This window comes from Cohnella hongkongensis, from assembly GCF_042654645.1.
GTDB lineage: Bacteria > Bacillota > Bacilli > Paenibacillales > Paenibacillaceae > Cohnella > Cohnella hongkongensis.
In genome coordinates this window covers 38,498-54,058 of the sequence record NZ_JBHSEP010000025.1, presented here as the reverse complement: position 1 = coordinate 54,058, position 15,561 = coordinate 38,498, and the positions used below count along the sequence as shown (strand labels likewise).

16 protein-coding genes are annotated in these 15,561 nt (G+C 58.7%); 3 read left to right on the top strand and 13 right to left on the bottom strand.

The features are described 5' to 3' along the window. Positions 1 to 147 precede the first annotated feature (147 nt). The 8 genes from dnaB to ACFO3S_RS24145 form a co-directional block, all read right to left on the bottom strand. Positions 148 to 1,524 carry a replicative DNA helicase gene (gene dnaB / locus ACFO3S_RS24180; protein WP_378101323.1) on the bottom strand — a complete coding sequence of 459 codons (1,377 nt, stop codon included), beginning with the start codon at positions 1,522 to 1,524 and terminating at the stop codon, positions 148 to 150. 4 nt (positions 1,525 to 1,528) lie between these two features. Then, entirely contained in the window at positions 1,529 to 1,972 is a 444-nt protein-coding gene (gene rplI, locus ACFO3S_RS24175) for a 50S ribosomal protein L9 (RefSeq protein WP_378101320.1), read from the bottom strand. Then, on the bottom strand, positions 1,969 to 3,933 hold the full coding sequence (locus ACFO3S_RS24170) for a DHH family phosphoesterase (RefSeq protein ID WP_378101317.1): 1,965 nt from the start codon (positions 3,931 to 3,933) through the stop codon (positions 1,969 to 1,971). Before ACFO3S_RS24170 ends, rplI begins: the two co-directional genes overlap by 4 nt. A 69-nt stretch (positions 3,934 to 4,002) precedes the next feature. After that, a complete protein-coding gene (locus tag ACFO3S_RS24165) occupies positions 4,003 to 4,902 on the bottom strand; it encodes a DUF2232 domain-containing protein (protein WP_378101429.1) in 900 nt (299 codons plus the stop codon). Between the two features lie 11 nt (positions 4,903 to 4,913). Continuing rightward, positions 4,914 to 5,216 (bottom strand): MazG-like family protein, encoded by a 303-nt coding sequence (locus ACFO3S_RS24160; protein ID WP_378101314.1) that lies wholly within the window; start codon positions 5,214 to 5,216, stop codon positions 4,914 to 4,916. A gap of 163 nt (positions 5,217 to 5,379) precedes the next feature. Then, a complete protein-coding gene (locus ACFO3S_RS24155) occupies positions 5,380 to 7,380 on the bottom strand; it encodes an amidohydrolase family protein (protein ID WP_378101311.1) in 2,001 nt (666 codons plus the stop codon). Between the two features lie 28 nt (positions 7,381 to 7,408). Continuing rightward, a complete protein-coding gene (locus ACFO3S_RS24150) occupies positions 7,409 to 7,849 on the bottom strand; it encodes a CBS domain-containing protein (RefSeq protein WP_378101308.1) in 441 nt (146 codons plus the stop codon). Between the two features lie 118 nt (positions 7,850 to 7,967). Next, positions 7,968 to 8,999 carry an LCP family protein gene (locus ACFO3S_RS24145; protein ID WP_378101305.1) on the bottom strand — a complete coding sequence of 344 codons (1,032 nt, stop codon included), beginning with the start codon at positions 8,997 to 8,999 and terminating at the stop codon, positions 7,968 to 7,970. Positions 9,000 to 9,290: 291 nt separating this feature from the next. Here ACFO3S_RS24145 and ACFO3S_RS24140 point away from each other — a divergent pair, with 291 nt between their 5' ends. Further along, entirely contained in the window at positions 9,291 to 10,211 is a 921-nt protein-coding gene (locus ACFO3S_RS24140; RefSeq protein ID WP_378101302.1) for an ABC transporter ATP-binding protein, read from the top strand. Then, complete coding sequence (locus ACFO3S_RS24135; protein ID WP_378101299.1) at positions 10,147 to 11,160, top strand: ABC transporter permease; 1,014 nt, start codon at positions 10,147 to 10,149, stop codon at positions 11,158 to 11,160. The genes ACFO3S_RS24140 and ACFO3S_RS24135 overlap by 65 nt, the downstream gene beginning before the upstream one ends. Positions 11,161 to 11,342: 182 nt before the next feature. Here the strand turns inward: ACFO3S_RS24135 and rpsR are convergent, their stop codons facing one another. The 3 genes from rpsR to rpsF form a co-directional block, all read right to left on the bottom strand. Continuing rightward, complete coding sequence (rpsR, locus tag ACFO3S_RS24130; RefSeq protein WP_378101297.1) at positions 11,343 to 11,678, bottom strand: 30S ribosomal protein S18; 336 nt, start codon at positions 11,676 to 11,678, stop codon at positions 11,343 to 11,345. 20 nt (positions 11,679 to 11,698) lie between these two features. Beyond that, positions 11,699 to 12,214, bottom strand: a complete 516-nt coding sequence (gene ssb, locus ACFO3S_RS24125; RefSeq protein ID WP_378101294.1) for a single-stranded DNA-binding protein — start codon at positions 12,212 to 12,214, stop codon at positions 11,699 to 11,701. Between the two features lie 70 nt (positions 12,215 to 12,284). Next, positions 12,285 to 12,572, bottom strand: a complete 288-nt coding sequence (rpsF, locus tag ACFO3S_RS24120; protein ID WP_378101291.1) for a 30S ribosomal protein S6 — start codon at positions 12,570 to 12,572, stop codon at positions 12,285 to 12,287. Between the two features lie 177 nt (positions 12,573 to 12,749). Between rpsF and ACFO3S_RS24115 the strand changes: the two genes are divergently transcribed. Next, positions 12,750 to 12,944, top strand: a complete 195-nt coding sequence (locus ACFO3S_RS24115; protein ID WP_378101288.1) for a YjzC family protein — start codon at positions 12,750 to 12,752, stop codon at positions 12,942 to 12,944. A gap of 278 nt (positions 12,945 to 13,222) precedes the next feature. On the opposite strand, the gene ACFO3S_RS24110 is transcribed toward ACFO3S_RS24115, so the two are convergent. Then, positions 13,223 to 14,848: a PucR family transcriptional regulator gene (locus ACFO3S_RS24110; protein ID WP_378101285.1), complete on the bottom strand. Its 1,626-nt coding sequence runs from the start codon at positions 14,846 to 14,848 to the stop codon at positions 13,223 to 13,225. A 37-nt stretch (positions 14,849 to 14,885) separates the two neighbouring features. Further along, positions 14,886 to 15,557, bottom strand: coding sequence for a cysteine hydrolase family protein (locus ACFO3S_RS24105; protein WP_378101282.1), 672 nt, complete (start codon positions 15,555 to 15,557; stop codon positions 14,886 to 14,888). Between the last annotated feature and the right edge of the window lie 4 nt (positions 15,558 to 15,561).

The following is a 15,561-nucleotide window of genomic DNA, read 5'->3' as shown; positions in this document are numbered from 1 at the left end:
GCCGGCATGATAATGCCGCCCGACATCGCATATCGCGATCAGGCAGCAAGATTAGTGTATCAACTGAGCTCGGGGAAGTCAACGGAATAACGAACATTTATACGTATGTCCACATAAATGTTCGGAATTCGACCTTATTCCAACGCTTTAGGCCGTGCCGGCATAGGCTTCGCTATGCGAACGGTCCAAACTGACGAACTTGTTGAAGTTTTTCAGAAACACCAGCTCTACGGTCCCGACCGGGCCGTTCCGCTGCTTGGCGATAATAATCTCGATGATGTTCTTCTTCTCGGATTCCTTGTCGTAGTAATCGTCCCGATACAGGAACGCGACGATGTCGGCATCCTGCTCGATCGAGCCCGATTCCCGCAAGTCGGACATCATCGGACGCTTGTCCTGCCGCTGCTCGACTCCGCGGGACAGCTGGGAGAGCGCGATCACCGGAACCTCCAGCTCGCGGGCGATCTGCTTCAGCGTTCGGGAGATTTCCGAAACCTCCTGCTGCCGGTTCTCGCCGGCTTTGCCCCGGCCCTGAATAAGCTGCAGGTAGTCGATCAGAATCATGCCCAGCCCTTTTTCCTTCTTCAGGCGCCGGCATTTGGCCCGAATGTCGGACACGGTAATGCCCGGCGTATCGTCGATGTAGATCTGGGCCTCCGACAGGGAGCCGATCGCCATCGACAGCTTCTCCCAGTCGTCGCCCTCGAGATGGCCGGTTCTCATTCGCTGGGCGTCTACGTTCGATTCGGCGCAAATAATCCGCTGCACCAGCTGCGCCGCGGACATCTCCAGACTGAAGATCGCCACCGTCTCCGACGAGCGCACGGCTACGTTCTGGGCGATGTTCAGCGCGAAAGCCGTCTTCCCCACGGAAGGACGGGCGGCCACGATGATCAGATCGTTCGGCTGGAACCCGGACGTCATGCGGTCCAAGTCGACGAATCCGGACGGAATGCCGGTCACTCCGCCGCGGTTGTTGTACAGAAACTCGACCCGCTCGAACACCTCGAGAAGGACGTCGCGAATGCTGATGAACCCGGTGGAGGTGCGGCGGTTGGAGATTTCCATAATGCGCGCCTCGGCGTCGTTCAGAAGCGCGCCCACGTCGTCCTCCGTCGCGTACCCGCTGGAGACGATCTGCGTCGCCGTGCGGATGAGACGGCGGAGAATCGCCTTCTCCTCGACGATCGCTGCATAGTATTCCACATTAGCCGCCGTCGGAACCGCGTTGGCGAGCTTGGTCAAATAAATAATTCCTCCGACCTCTTCCATCTGCCCCAGGTCCTGAAGACGGGAGGCCAGCGTCACGAGGTCGATCGGCTGGTTGTCGTCGTTCAAGGAAACCATCGCGTCGAATATGCGCTGATGGGCGACGCTGTAGAAGTCTTCGGACTTCAGTCTTTCCATGGAGGCGACTAGAGCTTCCGCTTCAAGCAGAATCGCGCCGAGCACGGCCTGCTCCGCTTCCAGATTTTGCGGCGGGACGCGGTCGTACAGCATCGGCTGCTCCACGTTTCCGTTCATCGGATCATTCCTCCACGACTTTTACGCTTAAGGTGCCCTTTACGTCAGGGTACAGTTTGACCGCGACCTTCGTCACGCCGAGCACGCGAATCGGTTCCTCCAGCTCGATTTTACGCTTGTCTACGGAGATTTTTTCCTTCTCCAGCGCCTCCGAGATCTGCTTGCTTGTAATCGCTCCGAACAGACGGCCCCCTTCGCCCGCCTTCGCCGGGATGACAATCGTCATCTCGTTCAGGCGCGCAGCCAGCTCCTGAGCTTCCTTCTTCTCGTTCTCCTTCTTCTTCTGCGCCGATGCCGCTTGCTGGCTCAGCGTCTTCTTGGCGCCCTCGGTGGCAATCTGAACGACGCCTCTGGGCAGCAAGTAATTGCGCGCGTAGCCTTCCGACACTTCCTTGATTTCGCCCTTTTTCCCTTGGCCCTTTACGTCCTGCAAGAAAATGACCTTCATTCGAACAACCCCTCTTCCTTTTCGAGTTCTTCCAACACCTGCTTCAGCTTTCCGGCGACTTCCGCAACCGTACCTTGCAGCTGCGCCGCGGCATTCGTGAAATGGCCGCCGCCGCCCAGCCTCTCCATGACGACCTGAACGTTGATCTGGCCCAAAGACCGGGCGCTGATGCCGATCAGCCCGTCCGGTCTTGAGCCGATGACGAAGGAGGCTTTAATCCCCGTCATATTCAGAAGCGTGTCGGCGGCCTGCGCGATAAGCAGCTGCGGCACCTGCCTGCCGTTATCGGCCGAAGCGATCGCGATGCAGTCGCGGAAGGTCTCCGCGTGGCGGATCAGCTCGGCCTTGCGGATGTACTCCTCCAGATTCTCCTTCAGCATTCGCTGAATCAGCGCCGAATCGGCCCCGTTGCGGCGAAGGAAGGAGGCGGCCTCGAACGTTCGCGACCCTGTGCGGAAGGCGAAGCTCTTCGTATCGACCGTGATGCCCGCCAGCAGCGCTGTCGCCTCCCGCATGTCGAGCACGACGCGTTCGTGAATATATTGCAGAAGCTCCGTCACCAGCTCGCAGGTCGACGAGGCGTAAGGCTCCATGTAGACGAGCACCGCTTCGTCGATGAACTCCTCGCTCCGTCGATGGTGATCCACGATGACGATCCGCTCCGTCGCCTGAAGCAGCCGGGGTTCGGCGACCATCGTTGCCCGGTGCGTGTCGAGGACGACGGCCAGGGAGCGCTTGTTCGTCAAGCTCAGCGCCTGCTCCGGAGTGACGAACCTCTTCGCCAGCTTCTCGTCCTCCTTCAGCATATCCATCATTCGCTGGATCGACGGGTTGACGCCCTCGAGCACGATGTAGGCTTCCTTGCCGTACAGCTGCGCCGCCTTCACGACTCCGATCGCCGCGCCGATCGCATCCATATCCGGCTGCTTGTGCCCCATGACCACAATATGATCGCTTTCCTTCATCAAGTCCCGAAGCGCGTGCGCGATCACCCTGGCCCGGACTCTCGTCCGTTTCTCCACCGCGTTGCTCTTGCCGCCATAGAAGCTCTGACGCTGCCCGAACTTGACGACCGCCTGATCGCCTCCCCGGCCGAGGGCGATGTCCAGACTGCCCTGCACGAGGTGACCCAGCTCGACCACGTCGTCCGATCCGGAGGCGAAGCCGATGCTCAGCGTCATCGGAAGCTTCTGATCGATCGTAATCTCGCGCACGTCGTCCAGCAGCTCGAACCGCGACTGCTCCAGCGCCTTCAGCGCGCCTTGCTTCGTAATGACCATATAGCGGTCCGACGACAACCGGCGCAGAAGCAAGCCGTATTTCTGCGCCCACTCGTTGATTTCACCCGTCACCTTGGACAGCATAAGCGCCCTCTGCTGCTCGTCCATGCCCTGGGCGACCTCTTCGAGATTGTCCATCATGACGATGCCGAGAGCCAGCTTGTCTTCGTCGTACCGCTTCTTCAGCGTCCAGCGCTCGGTAATGTCCACGACATACAGCACGCGTTCGCTCGGCCGAAGCTGCAGCTCGTACACCCGGTCGCCGATCGTAATCTCGTGGCCCGGCTCCTTGTCCTTGCCGGCAGGCTGCAATACGGGAAAATGCGCATACAGCGATTCCCCGACGATCGAGGGTTTGCCGGCCACCGTCGCGATAAAGCCGTTATGCCACTGGATTTCGTAATCCTCGTTATAGATCGCGATGCCGATCGGGAGATGGCCGATGACGTCGTTGCCGACGCTCTTGATCCGATAGGACAGCGTCAGCACGTAATCGTCCAGCTCTCTCCGGAACGCTTTCTCGGCCAAAATTCCGTACACGGCGACGATCCCGCCCAGCACCAGACCCAGCAAGCCGAGCAGCCATTGGTACCAAGCGAGAACGACGGTCATGATGAAGATCAATACGAGCGCCCACACAATATGCATGCCATGCCAGCGCTGCACGAGAAACTTGGGCATATCCGTTCCGCTCCCGTCTCATGTTTATCGAACGGCGCCGCTTGGAGGACGGCGCGTCCGACGAACGCCTTATTTCTCGAAATATTTCCGCAGAGGAAAAGCCGTGTCCAGTAGCCCGAGGATAAACGCGTAAGGGATGAACAGTATCGGCAAACACAGCGCCAGAGAGATCACCCTCGGCCATTTCTTTAAGTCCGAGATGTAGAAGACGAAGCCGATCGCCTGAATCGTGAACACGAGCTGCAGAATCGGAATCAGGTTCATGATGGCGATCCACCAGTACCCGCCCGCTTCCTCCGACACCGCATAGCTCGCGATAATCGCGATTGCGAAATACAGCACCATGCTTCTCGGCAGCTTCCATGTCTTCGCCTGCGGCAGCGCCGGCGCTTCGAACGGCACGCTGCGAAGAGCAAGCCTGGACAGGCCGTGCGTAATGATGGTGAAGAGGAAGGTCGTGACCAGCAGCAGCATCGGGAGCATCGAGAGAATCGAGCGGCTGAACTCTTCGGCCGCTCGCGCCGCCCACCCGGCTTCGAACATGTTGGCCGCCTCGAGCTGCTTGAAGTTCTCCGCCAGCATAGCGGTCAATTCCGCCCTCAGATCGATGTCGAACAAGGCGGAGAACAGCGCAAGCTCGAGCAGAAGCTGGGCCAGCACGATAACGAACCCTGCGGTGACCGCTGCCCTTGCCGAGTTGCCCCGTTTGTACAGATGCCCCATGGCGATCGCCGGCACGAGGAAAAACAAGGCCAGCGTAACCAGCATCGGTCCCATCCCTCCCGACAGCAGGAACACGACGATGCCGACCGGGATAAGATGAAGCACGAACGACTTCAGATCCAACATCGTATATAGAACGACGAAGGGCGTCATCATCAGAAACAAGGTTATGAAATTCAAAGGCGTTGCCAGCGTCAGCAACAGCAGGATCGCCGCTGCGCTCCATGCCAGCGACTTCCAGTTCATCTTCAACCGATTCACCTCTTGCGGATATGTTCGGACAGCTCGGACAGATCCTTGTAATGATCCTCCAGCTGATGTCCTTCTTGTCTCAATTTGGCTAGCTTGTCCGCAATGGCGCTGTCCAGATCCCGGTAGGGAATGCCCAGCCGCCGGCCCAATATGTAGGAGCTGGCGATCAGCCCCGCCAGGCTGTCGATCACCCGGGACGCGCTGCCGTCCCAGATCGCTTTGAACAATCGGGAGGTTTGATCCACGACTTCGGTTTTCAGCCATTCGATCATCCGCGTTCGGGTCGCTACGTCCAAGTCTCGTTCCATCGCTATTCCTCCTATGCTTCGGCTGATCCCTAGATGCATAAGCCCGGAAAGCTGCAACCTTCATTATAGCATAATTCCGCAGGCTCTCGGCAAGCCATAGACAGAGAAACCCGGCAGCGGCAATCGCAACCGGGTTCTCTCAATATGTCCGCCGACCGTCGGACTAGACTGTCGTTAATCGGAAGGAATCGCCTTCCGCCGTCAGCTTCCAGCCATGGTCCTCCAGAGCGGTCAGCGGCAAATAATGGCGGTCGCCGACCGACAGCAGCTCGGTGCGGCTTCCATCGTCCCAGACGAGCTGATGACCCCGCTCCAGCATCAGTTCTCCGACAGCCGGCGCGGGAACGTTCTCCTGCAGCCGGGCCGCGCCGGACGACAGCGAGGCCGCCCGGCCGGCCTTGTCCCATTGGACCGCGTAGCCTTGAGCTTGCAGAGCGGCCAGGTCGACATAGTTCAAGCCGCGGTAGTCGAGCAGCGTCAGCTCGAGCTCTTCCCAGACGAGCTTCGGCCCCCCGGCCTTCACGCGCACGAACTCGCTCTTGATCGGCTGCCCGGCGCGAATGTCCTTATGAAGCCCCTCTTCGTCCAACGCAACTTGACCGTTCACGAGCACGTATTCGATTCCTTCCGAGACGAGCTCCGGCTTGGCCACTGTGGAACGGTCGCTGATCTTGTCGTAGTCGAATATGACGATGTCGGCGTCCATTCCTTTGGCGATTCGGCCTTTTTTCTTCAAGGCGGGCGCCTGCTTCTCCAGCCGCTGCGCAGGCAGCAGGGACATCTTGGCGATCGCGTCCGACAGAGAGATGACCTGCTCCTCGCGAACGTAGAGGCCGACCGTTCTGGCGAACGTTCCCGAAGCGCGCGGATGGTTGTTGAAGCCCGGCTCGAGAATCGCGTCGCTGCCGATCATGACGAACGGCGCCTTCAGCGAATCGACGACGTCCTGCTTCGGAATCGCATAGGCGACCGCCAGCTTGCCTTCCTTCTGGTACTTGCGGAACGTGTCCTTCGTCAGCCGCTCCTCGGTGCCGGCGATCTGAAGGTCCTCATACGAGATTCGGAAGCGCTCCTGCCAGCCTTCGTCGAATCTCGCCGAATTCAAGTACGTTCCCCAATAGTCGTAAGGGTAGATGCAGGCCGTAATATCGAGCCCTTCCTCGATCGCATCTGCGACCATCCGCAGCGACTGCTGCATCGAGAACGTGCCGCCGGTGCTGTTGATATGATCGATATGCACGGCCGCGCCCGAAGCGCGGGCGTAGCCGATCAGCTCGTTCAGCGCGTCGATGTTCGTGCCCGGCTCCTCCATGTCCGAATATCGGGCATGGAAATAGACCGGGACGTTGTACTGGTGCGCCAGCTCCATAAGCGGCAGAATTTCCTTGTCGTTCACGCCGGGCACGTACTCCAGGCTGAACGAAATGCCGAGCACGCCGTCGTTCAGCGCTTTCTCGGCCTGGTCCACCAGCTTCTGCGTCTGCTCCGGCTTCGCCGTGTCGTAGCGGCTCAGCTTGAACTGATTGCGCGCTTGCGTATAGAAGAACGAAGCCCCGAAGTGCACCGGCGTCCGGTTGCGCTCATAGTAGGGATACCACTTCTCCGGGCTGGCCGTTCCGCCGTGCATCGCGATATTCGCCGTCACGCCGTCGGCGATCTTGTTCCAGACGCCGATCGGGTTCGGATCGTAGGACAGATTGTCGATGAAGCCGGGCGCCACGATAAGCCCCGTCGCATCGATCACCCGCTTGCCCTTGAGCTTCTGATCGGTGACCAGCGCGATCTGGCCGTCCAGAACGGCGACGTTCAGCCCTTCCCGGTCGAGCTTCGTCTCCGGATTGATGACGCGGCCGCCCTCGATGACGACATCGTACGTTCGATCCAGCTCCTCCGCTGTCGGCGTATCGATCCCGGCATCGGGCTCTTCGGCAGCGGCCGGCGTGGAGGCCTGCGGATCGGGCTCGCCCTCGGCAGGCCCCTCGTGCCCTGCAGAAGGGGCTTCGCTTTCCGCGGCGGACACTTGCGGCGAAGGCGACGCATCTCCGCCCCCTTCCGAGAACAAAGAAGCAGCCGCCCATATGCCGCCCGCGATAACGAGCATGGAAAGCGCGATTAAGATCGTATAAAGCGTGCGTTTGCGTGAATTTCTCCGACTATTCGCCATCGTTCCTCCGTCGATTCAACCTATTTTTCTAAGCTTCCCTTATTAACCCATTCTCATTCAGATTGGCGGTCAGCAGCAGCTTCTCGGAGTAGTCAATGATGTCGCTGCGGCGCACGATCCCGATGAAATGGTTCATGTCGTCCACTACGGGGACGAAATTTTGCGTCTTGGCCAGCGAGATCAGGTCGATCATATTCGCGTCGATTCTCACCGGCAAGTTATTCGTTCTGAGCGGAACCTCGCTAAGAGGCACGCGGTGAAGCTGGTCGAAGCTCAGTTCCGGATTCGCCTTCAAGTACCAGAGCAAATCCCCCTCCGTCACCGTCGCCTTGTACTTGCCCGATTCCCCGATTACGGGGACGGCCGTATACCGATGGCGCTCCATCCGCTCCAGCGTCTGTCGCAAGGTCGCTTCTTCGCTCACGCTGATGACTTCCTGCTTAGGCAATAGAAAAAAAGCGATATTCATAAGTTCCTCCTTCGCATCCACGAATTCGCCTTCCCGAGAGACTGCGAACTCCGCGCAGGTACAACCATTATATCACGGCCAACCGCCGCTCTACCATCGAACCGGTCATTTTGTCGCCTTATAGCGAACGGTCGGCGGAAGGCGCGGACGGCTCCTCCCCGCTCCCTTCGCCCGGGACGGTCAGCCGCTCCTTGGGCGTCTCCGGGTCGAGCCATGCCCCGATGGTTGCGCGAACCTCGGCCAGATCCTCCTCGTCGCTGACGAAATACCACAGGTTCTGGGCGCCCATTCGCTGGCCTTCGCCCTTCAGCGTATAGCTCTGAATCTCGTGACCCGTCTGCAGAAATTTTTTAACCAGGTCGTTGATCGCGGACGGGGGCAGATCGGTCTGGAAGTTGTCCCCCACAATGTCGAGCACTTCGGGAATTTTGTTCCACTGCTTCAACGACGACGCCTTATGAATCAACTCCTCGAGAAATACCCGGTTGCGGTTGGCGCGCGCCATATCCCCTCCGGCATCCTCGCGGTAACGGACATAGTTCAGAGCTTCAACGCCGGTATAGCTGGACTTGTTCGCCTTGACCGTAAATTTCTCGTGATTCGCGCCCTTGTTCACGATATCCTTCCCGATCGGCAGATGAATGCCCCCGAGCGTATCGACAACCTGCACGAAGCCTTGAAAATTGATCGACGCATAGTGGTCCACCTTCGCGTCGAGCAGCTTCTCGACGCTGTTAACGGCCATCTCCGGCCCTCCGAAGGCATAGGCGTGCGTAATTTTATCCATCCTATCCTTGCCTACAATATCCGTATACGTGTCCCGAGGGATGGAAACCATCAGCACGTTGCCGTCGCCCGGGCGCACGACCGTATAGATCAGCGTGTCGGAGCGGCCCCGCTCCTTCGCTCTGGCGTCGACCCCCATTAACAGCACGCTGAAGGGCTCCTCGACTTCCGGCTTCTCCACGACCGGACGATCGGTTAACGGCTGATAGGAATCCGCGAAGCTCGACTCCACTTGATCCGACAGAAGCAGATCGTACCCGAGCGACGACAAAGCCCCCCGGTTCGCATAGCCGATGCCGGCCAGAACGATCAGCAGCGCCACCGATGAAGCGACGATTTTATGCCAACGACGCAACTTTCTCATACTCTTTCTCTCCTTCTCCTTACAATTTTCCGTCTATATGTGTTCGGAATCTCTCTTTTTCGACCAGACTTTTAATATACGATCCTCGAATAGGGATTGTTACATAAAAACCTTAAAGTTTCATGAAAGCAATAGAATCGATTGCTGCCGAACCCCTATCCTCCTCTCTTCCCGGCGGGCACCGGCCTCGACCAAAGTCGGGAGCCGAACTCTTCGGAAGGCCGTTCCTCGAATCGGTCTGTCCCCGGTATACTTCAACTCAGCGCAACATTTAGAGGAGGATGAAAGGATATGCAAGAAGCCGTTCTGCAGCTTCGGAACGTGACGAAGACGATCGGCAGGCGCACGATTGTGAGCGATCTGTCATTCGATATCCCCGCAGGAGAGGTGTTCGGGTTCCTCGGGCCTAACGGAGCGGGCAAAACGACGACGATCCGCATGATCGTCGGTCTCATTTCGATGACCAAAGGCGAAATTACCGTTAAAGGCGTGTCCGTGCGCAAGCAGTTCGAACAGGCCATGACCCATATCGGGGCGATTGTGGAAAATCCGGAGATGTACAAGTTTCTGACCGGCTACCAGAACCTCGTGCACTTCGCGCGGCGCCATTCCGGCGTCACGAAGCAGCGAATCGACGAGGTCGTGCAGCTGCTCGGCCTGCAAAATCGCATCCACGAGAAAGTGAAGCGCTATTCCCTCGGCATGCGGCAGCGGCTGGGCGTGGCGCAAGCGATTCTGCACAAGCCGTCCGTGCTCATTCTCGACGAGCCGACGAACGGTCTGGACCCCGCCGGCATTCGCGAGCTGCGGGACTATCTGCGCAAGCTGACGCACGAGGAAGGGCTCTCGGTCATCGTCTCCTCGCACCTGCTGTCCGAGATGGAGCTCATGTGCGATCGGGTGGCAATCATTCAGGGAGGCAAGCTGATCGACGTGCGCTCCTTGCAGGAGTCGAAGAACTCGATGCGGACGAAGATCGTCGTCGAAACGAGCGACATCGAAGCGGCTCATCGTCTTCTGTCCGGCGCGTTCGACCACCAAGGCGTCGAGCTCGTCGGAGATCGCGTCGAGATTGCCGCCGATCGAAGCCTCGTTCCGGATATTGCGAGACTGCTGGTGAAGGCGGGTCTGGACGTCTACGGCATTCATGCGGCGCAGCGTTCGCTGGAAGATCAGTTCTTGGAGATTACCGGAGGTGAGATGGTTGTCTAGCTTGGGGAATTTGATACGAAACGAAAACATGAAAATTTATCGGCGTCCCCGCACCTGGCTGATGATCGGCTTCCTCCTGCTTGCGCTGGGCTTGATGAGCGGTTTGATGAAATGGGACGAAAGCCGCATCCCGCAAGCCGACTGGCAGCAAAGCTTAACGGTCCAGAACAGCCATTATCAGAAGCAGCTTTCGAACCTGACGGATCTGGATGCCGAGTCCAGGCAGTATTTCGAGAACGAAATCATTCTTAACGAATACTACCTGGCTCATAATCTGAACCCCTACAAGCTGTCGCTCTGGGATTATGTCAACAACTCGGCTTCGCTCGTCATGCTGATCACCATTCTGACCGTCATCGTCGCGGCCGACATGATCGCGGCCGAATTCACTTGGGGAACGATCAAGCTGCTGCTCGTCGGTCCGGCATCGCGTTCGAAGATTATGCTGAGCAAGTACATCTCGACGATGATGTTCGCCCTGCTTCTGCTTGTGATCTCGTTCGCGGCCGCCTTCGGAGCCGGAGCCGCGCTGCAAGGCCTCGACGGCCTCAGTCATCCGGATTTGACCGTAGACGCCAACGGTCTCGTTCAAGAGAGCTCCATGATCGTCAATTCCCTGCAGAAATATGGTTATGCCGTTATCTCTCTGCTGATGTATGTCACGCTGGCGTTCATGATCTCGGCGGCTTTCCGCAGCTCGTCGATGGCGATCGCGTTCTCGCTGCTGTTTATGCTGGTCGGCCATACGGTCACGATGATTCTGAGCAGCTACAGCTGGTCGAAATATCTGTTGTTCGCCAATATCGATCTGACCCAGTATTTGCCGGGCTCGAGCCCGCTCCGGCCGGAGATGACGCTCGGCTTCTCGATCACGGTGCTCGTCGCTTACTACGTCGTGTTTCAGCTTGTCGCCTGGACGCTGTTCACCAAGCGCGACGTGGCGGCATAAGGTTCGGAATCGACTGCTTGCCAAGCAAAAACGCGCGATTCTGCGTCCTCCAGACGCAGAATCGCGTTTTTGTCGGAGGGGATTCAGAGAAGGATAGCGAATTTTATATTTCTGAATCACCAAAAAAAGGCCGTCCGCAATCATCCTAGGATGACCGGGACGGCCTTTTTTTTCTTATAAGCCTATTCCGTCGTGTAAGGCAGAAGAGCCATTTGACGAGCGCGCTTGATCGCGACCGTCAGCATGCGCTGGTATTTCGCTTTCGTGCCTGTCACGCGGCGAGGCAGAATTTTGCCGCGCTCGCTGATGAACTTGCGAAGAAGATCCAGCTCTTTATAGTCGACGTACGTGATTTTATTAACGGTGAAGTAGCAAACCTTCTTGCGCTTGTTGCGTCCGCCGCGGCGGAACTTGCGAGGCTCGCGCTGCTCTCCGCCTTCGCGAGGGCCGCGCGGTCCGCGCTCTTCGCGCGCTTGAGGCTGCGCCTGTGCTTGTGGCTGTGCTTGTTGTTCGCTCATTTGTTCTCCGTCCTTTCCAGTTAAAATGGCAGATCATCGTCCGATATGTCTATCGGTCGCCCGTCATCGGCGAAGGGATCGCTATTGTTGCCGCTGCTGCGCGTTCCGGCGCCGCTGCTGCGATTGCCGCCGCCGCCGTATCCGCCTCCTGACGAGCCTGCTCCCGCAGCGCCGCCGAATGCATCGTCTCTTCCTTGCCCGCCGCCGCCTTCGCGGTTGGGCGATTCCAGGAATCGAACGTTGTCGGCTATAACTTCGGTCACATAGACGCGTCGGCCTTCGTTATTCTCGTAGTTGCGAACTTGAATCCGGCCCTCCACGGCGGCCAAACGCCCTTTGCGGAGGTAATTGGCGCACGTCTCGGCAAGCTGCCTCCAAGTTACGATCGGGATAAAATCCGCTTCCCGTTCCTCCCGGTTCCCGGAGAACGGACGGTCTACCGCCAGCGTAAATTGGGTAACGGCTACCCCGGCAGGCGTATAGCGCAATTCAGGGTCCCTGGTCAAGCGTCCTATGAGAATCACTCGGTTCAGCATCGCGGTCTCCCTCCACTAGACATGGCATTGTCAATCTCACGGCGGTTGTCCGCCCGGCGTTGTGCGGTTATTAAGCGGTTTGGTCTCTGACGACGATATGACGAATGACTTCGTCCGTAATCTTCAGAACGCGCTCGAGCTCCGTCACGACTTCCGACGGTCCCTTGAAATGAACCAACACATACGTCCCTTCGCGGTGCTTGTTGATCTCGTAAGCAAGACGACGTTTACCCCAGTTGTCGTGCTTTACGATTTCTCCGCCGTTCCCGATGATGCCCTGGAATTTCTCCGTGACAGCTTGAACGGTTTCTTGTTCCACGTCCGGACGGATGATGTACATCAACTCATAGTTGCGCATCTTCCGTTCACCTCCTTCAGGTCTTGTGGCCTCCCACTTGGCATACCGACAGCTTGGCAATCGGCTGGGAAGCAAGGAGTATGCACTCTATAGCATACCTAAATACTTTATCACAATGACCCGAATACCGCAAGGAATTTCGCGCTACACTAACCCTTACGACAGGGGGTGAGGGCAATGGGCGAACAGACGCAGTTCGAACCGGGACAACGAGCTCCGAACGACGGAGAATATATGGAGATCGGCGAAGACTCCTTCCACATGGGGGTCAACGACCCGCAGCACGTGCATCTGCACAAAGGGGAGAGATTTCCGGAAACGACAAACCATAACCGCAAGTGGAAAAAAGTCAAACGCCGCCGACAGCTTTAATTCATGCGTATAACGTCACGTTAAACCGGACATTCTATATTTCGGCGACGGTAAACGAGAGGTGTGGTTCCGTTGAACGAATTCGGGCAACAACCAGTTGAGGCGTTCCTGTCGGAGTAGGGAAAGCGAGGGGTTGTGCTAAAGACAGTCATCGGCATGATGAGGTTGTAGGCCATTCCTGAAGCCCCGAAGGGCTGAGTTGACATCAGCAACGTAGGTTACGAAACTCGAGCACTCACTAAACGTCGCCCGAAGAACCCCGTGAATGGGGTTCTTCGTCATGTCAGAATATCGCCGGATTTGATCGCCAGATGAAGCAGCAGCTTCGTCTCGGGATCGTCGAGCCGAAGACCGAGCTCGTTCTTGATTCGCTCCAGCCGGTAATTGATCGTATTATAATGAACGAACATTCTCTCCGCCGTCTCCTTGGCGTTGCAGTTGCACTCGAAGTAGCTGCGCAGCGTATGAAGCAGAGAGCCTTGCTGCTTGCGATCCAGCTCGAGAAGCGGCTGCAGATACAATCTCTGATATTCCTCCAGCTCTTCCGTGCCTTGGAGCCGATAGAGCAGCAGATACACGCCCAGCTCGCCGTAGCGGACCGTCTCGTCCTGCAGGCCGCAGACGCTCCGGATTTCGGCGGCGCGCTTCGCGTCGCGGTAGCTCCCCGCCACCTCGCTCTGCTGTTCCGCCTCCCTGCCGACGCATAACGAGACGGATCTGTCGCGGAGCAGCGGCCGGATATAGGACCAGGCATGCTCCGGCCCGTCCTCCCCGGACGTCGCGCCGTGAACATCGGCCCGCATCGTGAGCAGCGCGACAAGCTCGCCTTCCAGCACCGTCCACTTGGCCCCCGACTTGCGCGAATCGCTTTCCCAATTCAGCTTTTTGGCGAGCTCCTGCAGCTCCTTGATTCCAGGCTTGCGGTCCCGGAACGACAAGACGCCGGCGACATACCGATCCTCTTCCGTCAGCGGCCAGCCGCAGGCCTCCGCCCGCAAGCGCAGATCGTCCGCCGAGACGATGCGGCCCGCCAGCCAGTCCTGCAGAAATTGATCGAAATATTTCGATTCGATGTTCTTGCGCGCCAGCAGATTGCTGATCTCGAAGCCGAGCAGCCGTCCCGCCCAGTTGATCGTAAGCGTGTCCACCGTTCCGTAATCCGCCGAATATTCCAGAATCAGCATGAGATACGGGCGGATTTGCCCGTCCGGCACGGCCGCGATATGAACGCGCACGCTGCGGCTTCCGATCTGGAGCACGTTCGTCTCGAGCGGTTGCTCGGTCCGGAACTTGGCCCATTCCTCTTCCGCGACCTCCGCGCACAACGTCTCCGCGTCCGAGGAAGCCGCAATCCGGTTATGCGGGTCGAGCAGCACGACCGGATTGCAAATCATCGTCTGCAGATGATTCAAATACGCATGAAGCCCGTCGCCATGCAGCAGCACATGGGACAGGCGTTGGACGCGTCCTTGCAGAACCATCAGATCCTTGGATTCGGACACGAGCACCCTTTCCATCACTTCGCGAACGACATCCGAGAACGTCGTGCTCGGCGGCAGCTCGATGAGCGGCATTCCGTGCCTCTCCGCCGCCTCGATCGCCGACTTCGGAACCTCGTCGAAAAACCTTCTCGTCTTGACGCCCAGCGCGACGACGCCCTTGCCGGCCAATTGCGCGATAAGCGTGACCAACACTTCCGGATCGTCCTTGAACGGGTACCCCGTCGTCATTAGCAGCTCTCCCGGCCGAACCCAATCGACGACGTCGGGCACTTCCATCACGTTAATCCGGCTGATCGGCCGATCCAGTCCCGCCTCTCCGCCCAGGAGGACGGCATCCTTCAGTTGGGGAACGTCGAACAGCGCCCTTACCGTAAAAGCTTCTTCTTTCATCGTCCCCTTCACGGGCGTCCCTCCTTCCGGCCCTTGCCGGGCGCTCGTTCTACCGCTGCAGCGCCCCCGCCACCTCGTCCGCGAATGCGGTCCATCCGAAGATGCCTCCCTGCTGCCGGATCATGCGGATCCCCGCTTCCTGGTCGGCCGGGTCGAACGCGGCCGTCGCGTCCTCCGGCACGAGGCAGCGGTAGCCGCGATCGTTCGCTTCGCGGACGGTCGTATGGACGCAGACGTGCGTCGTCACTCCGCATACGATCAGCGAGTCGACGCCCCGATTCGCCAGCAGACGATCCAGCTCCGTCCTGTAGAACGCGCCTTTCCCGGGCTTGTCGATCACGAACTCCCCGTCCAGCGGCGCCAGCTCCGGAACGATCTCATGCCCCGGCTCCCCGCGAACGAGAAGTCTGCCCATCGGACCTTCGTCTCCGATGCCCGCGCCCTGTCTGCGGCTGCGTTCCAGCTTCGAGGGCGGACAGTCGGACAAGTCCGGCAGATGGCCCTCCCGCGTATGCACGATCGTCATCCCGGCTTCCCTGGCCGCCAGAAGCAGCTTCCGAATGACCGGGATAATCGCGCGGGTCGGTTCAATATTGTTGCCGAGCCTCTCTCCGAAGCCCCCCGGCGAGCAGAAATCGTTCTGCATGTCGACTACGACCAGCGCCGTGCGCCCCGGATCGAACTCGAACGCATACGGCAGCGCTTCCCTCACCTTGAGCACCGCG

Coding starts and splice junctions, on each gene's coding strand:
- rpsR (WP_378101297.1), bottom strand. CDS start 11,678: ATGAGCGAACAACAAGCACAGCCACAAGCACAGGCGCAGCCTCAAGCG.
- rplI (WP_378101320.1), bottom strand. CDS start 1,972: ATGAAGGTCATTTTCTTGCAGGACGTAAAGGGCCAAGGGAAAAAGGGC.
- ACFO3S_RS24160 (WP_378101314.1), bottom strand. CDS start 5,216: ATGGAACGAGACTTGGACGTAGCGACCCGAACGCGGATGATCGAATGG.
- ACFO3S_RS24170 (WP_378101317.1), bottom strand. CDS start 3,933: ATGCCCAAGTTTCTCGTGCAGCGCTGGCATGGCATGCATATTGTGTGG.
- ACFO3S_RS24165 (WP_378101429.1), bottom strand. CDS start 4,902: ATGAACTGGAAGTCGCTGGCATGGAGCGCAGCGGCGATCCTGCTGTTG.
- dnaB (WP_378101323.1), bottom strand. CDS start 1,524: ATGAACGGAAACGTGGAGCAGCCGATGCTGTACGACCGCGTCCCGCCG.
- ACFO3S_RS24115 (WP_378101288.1), top strand. CDS start 12,750: ATGGGCGAACAGACGCAGTTCGAACCGGGACAACGAGCTCCGAACGAC.
- rpsF (WP_378101291.1), bottom strand. CDS start 12,572: ATGCGCAACTATGAGTTGATGTACATCATCCGTCCGGACGTGGAACAA.
- ACFO3S_RS24145 (WP_378101305.1), bottom strand. CDS start 8,999: ATGAGAAAGTTGCGTCGTTGGCATAAAATCGTCGCTTCATCGGTGGCG.
- ACFO3S_RS24150 (WP_378101308.1), bottom strand. CDS start 7,849: ATGAATATCGCTTTTTTTCTATTGCCTAAGCAGGAAGTCATCAGCGTG.
- ACFO3S_RS24155 (WP_378101311.1), bottom strand. CDS start 7,380: ATGGCGAATAGTCGGAGAAATTCACGCAAACGCACGCTTTATACGATC.
- ACFO3S_RS24135 (WP_378101299.1), top strand. CDS start 10,147: ATGCGGCGCAGCGTTCGCTGGAAGATCAGTTCTTGGAGATTACCGGAG.
- ssb (WP_378101294.1), bottom strand. CDS start 12,214: ATGCTGAACCGAGTGATTCTCATAGGACGCTTGACCAGGGACCCTGAA.
- ACFO3S_RS24140 (WP_378101302.1), top strand. CDS start 9,291: ATGCAAGAAGCCGTTCTGCAGCTTCGGAACGTGACGAAGACGATCGGC.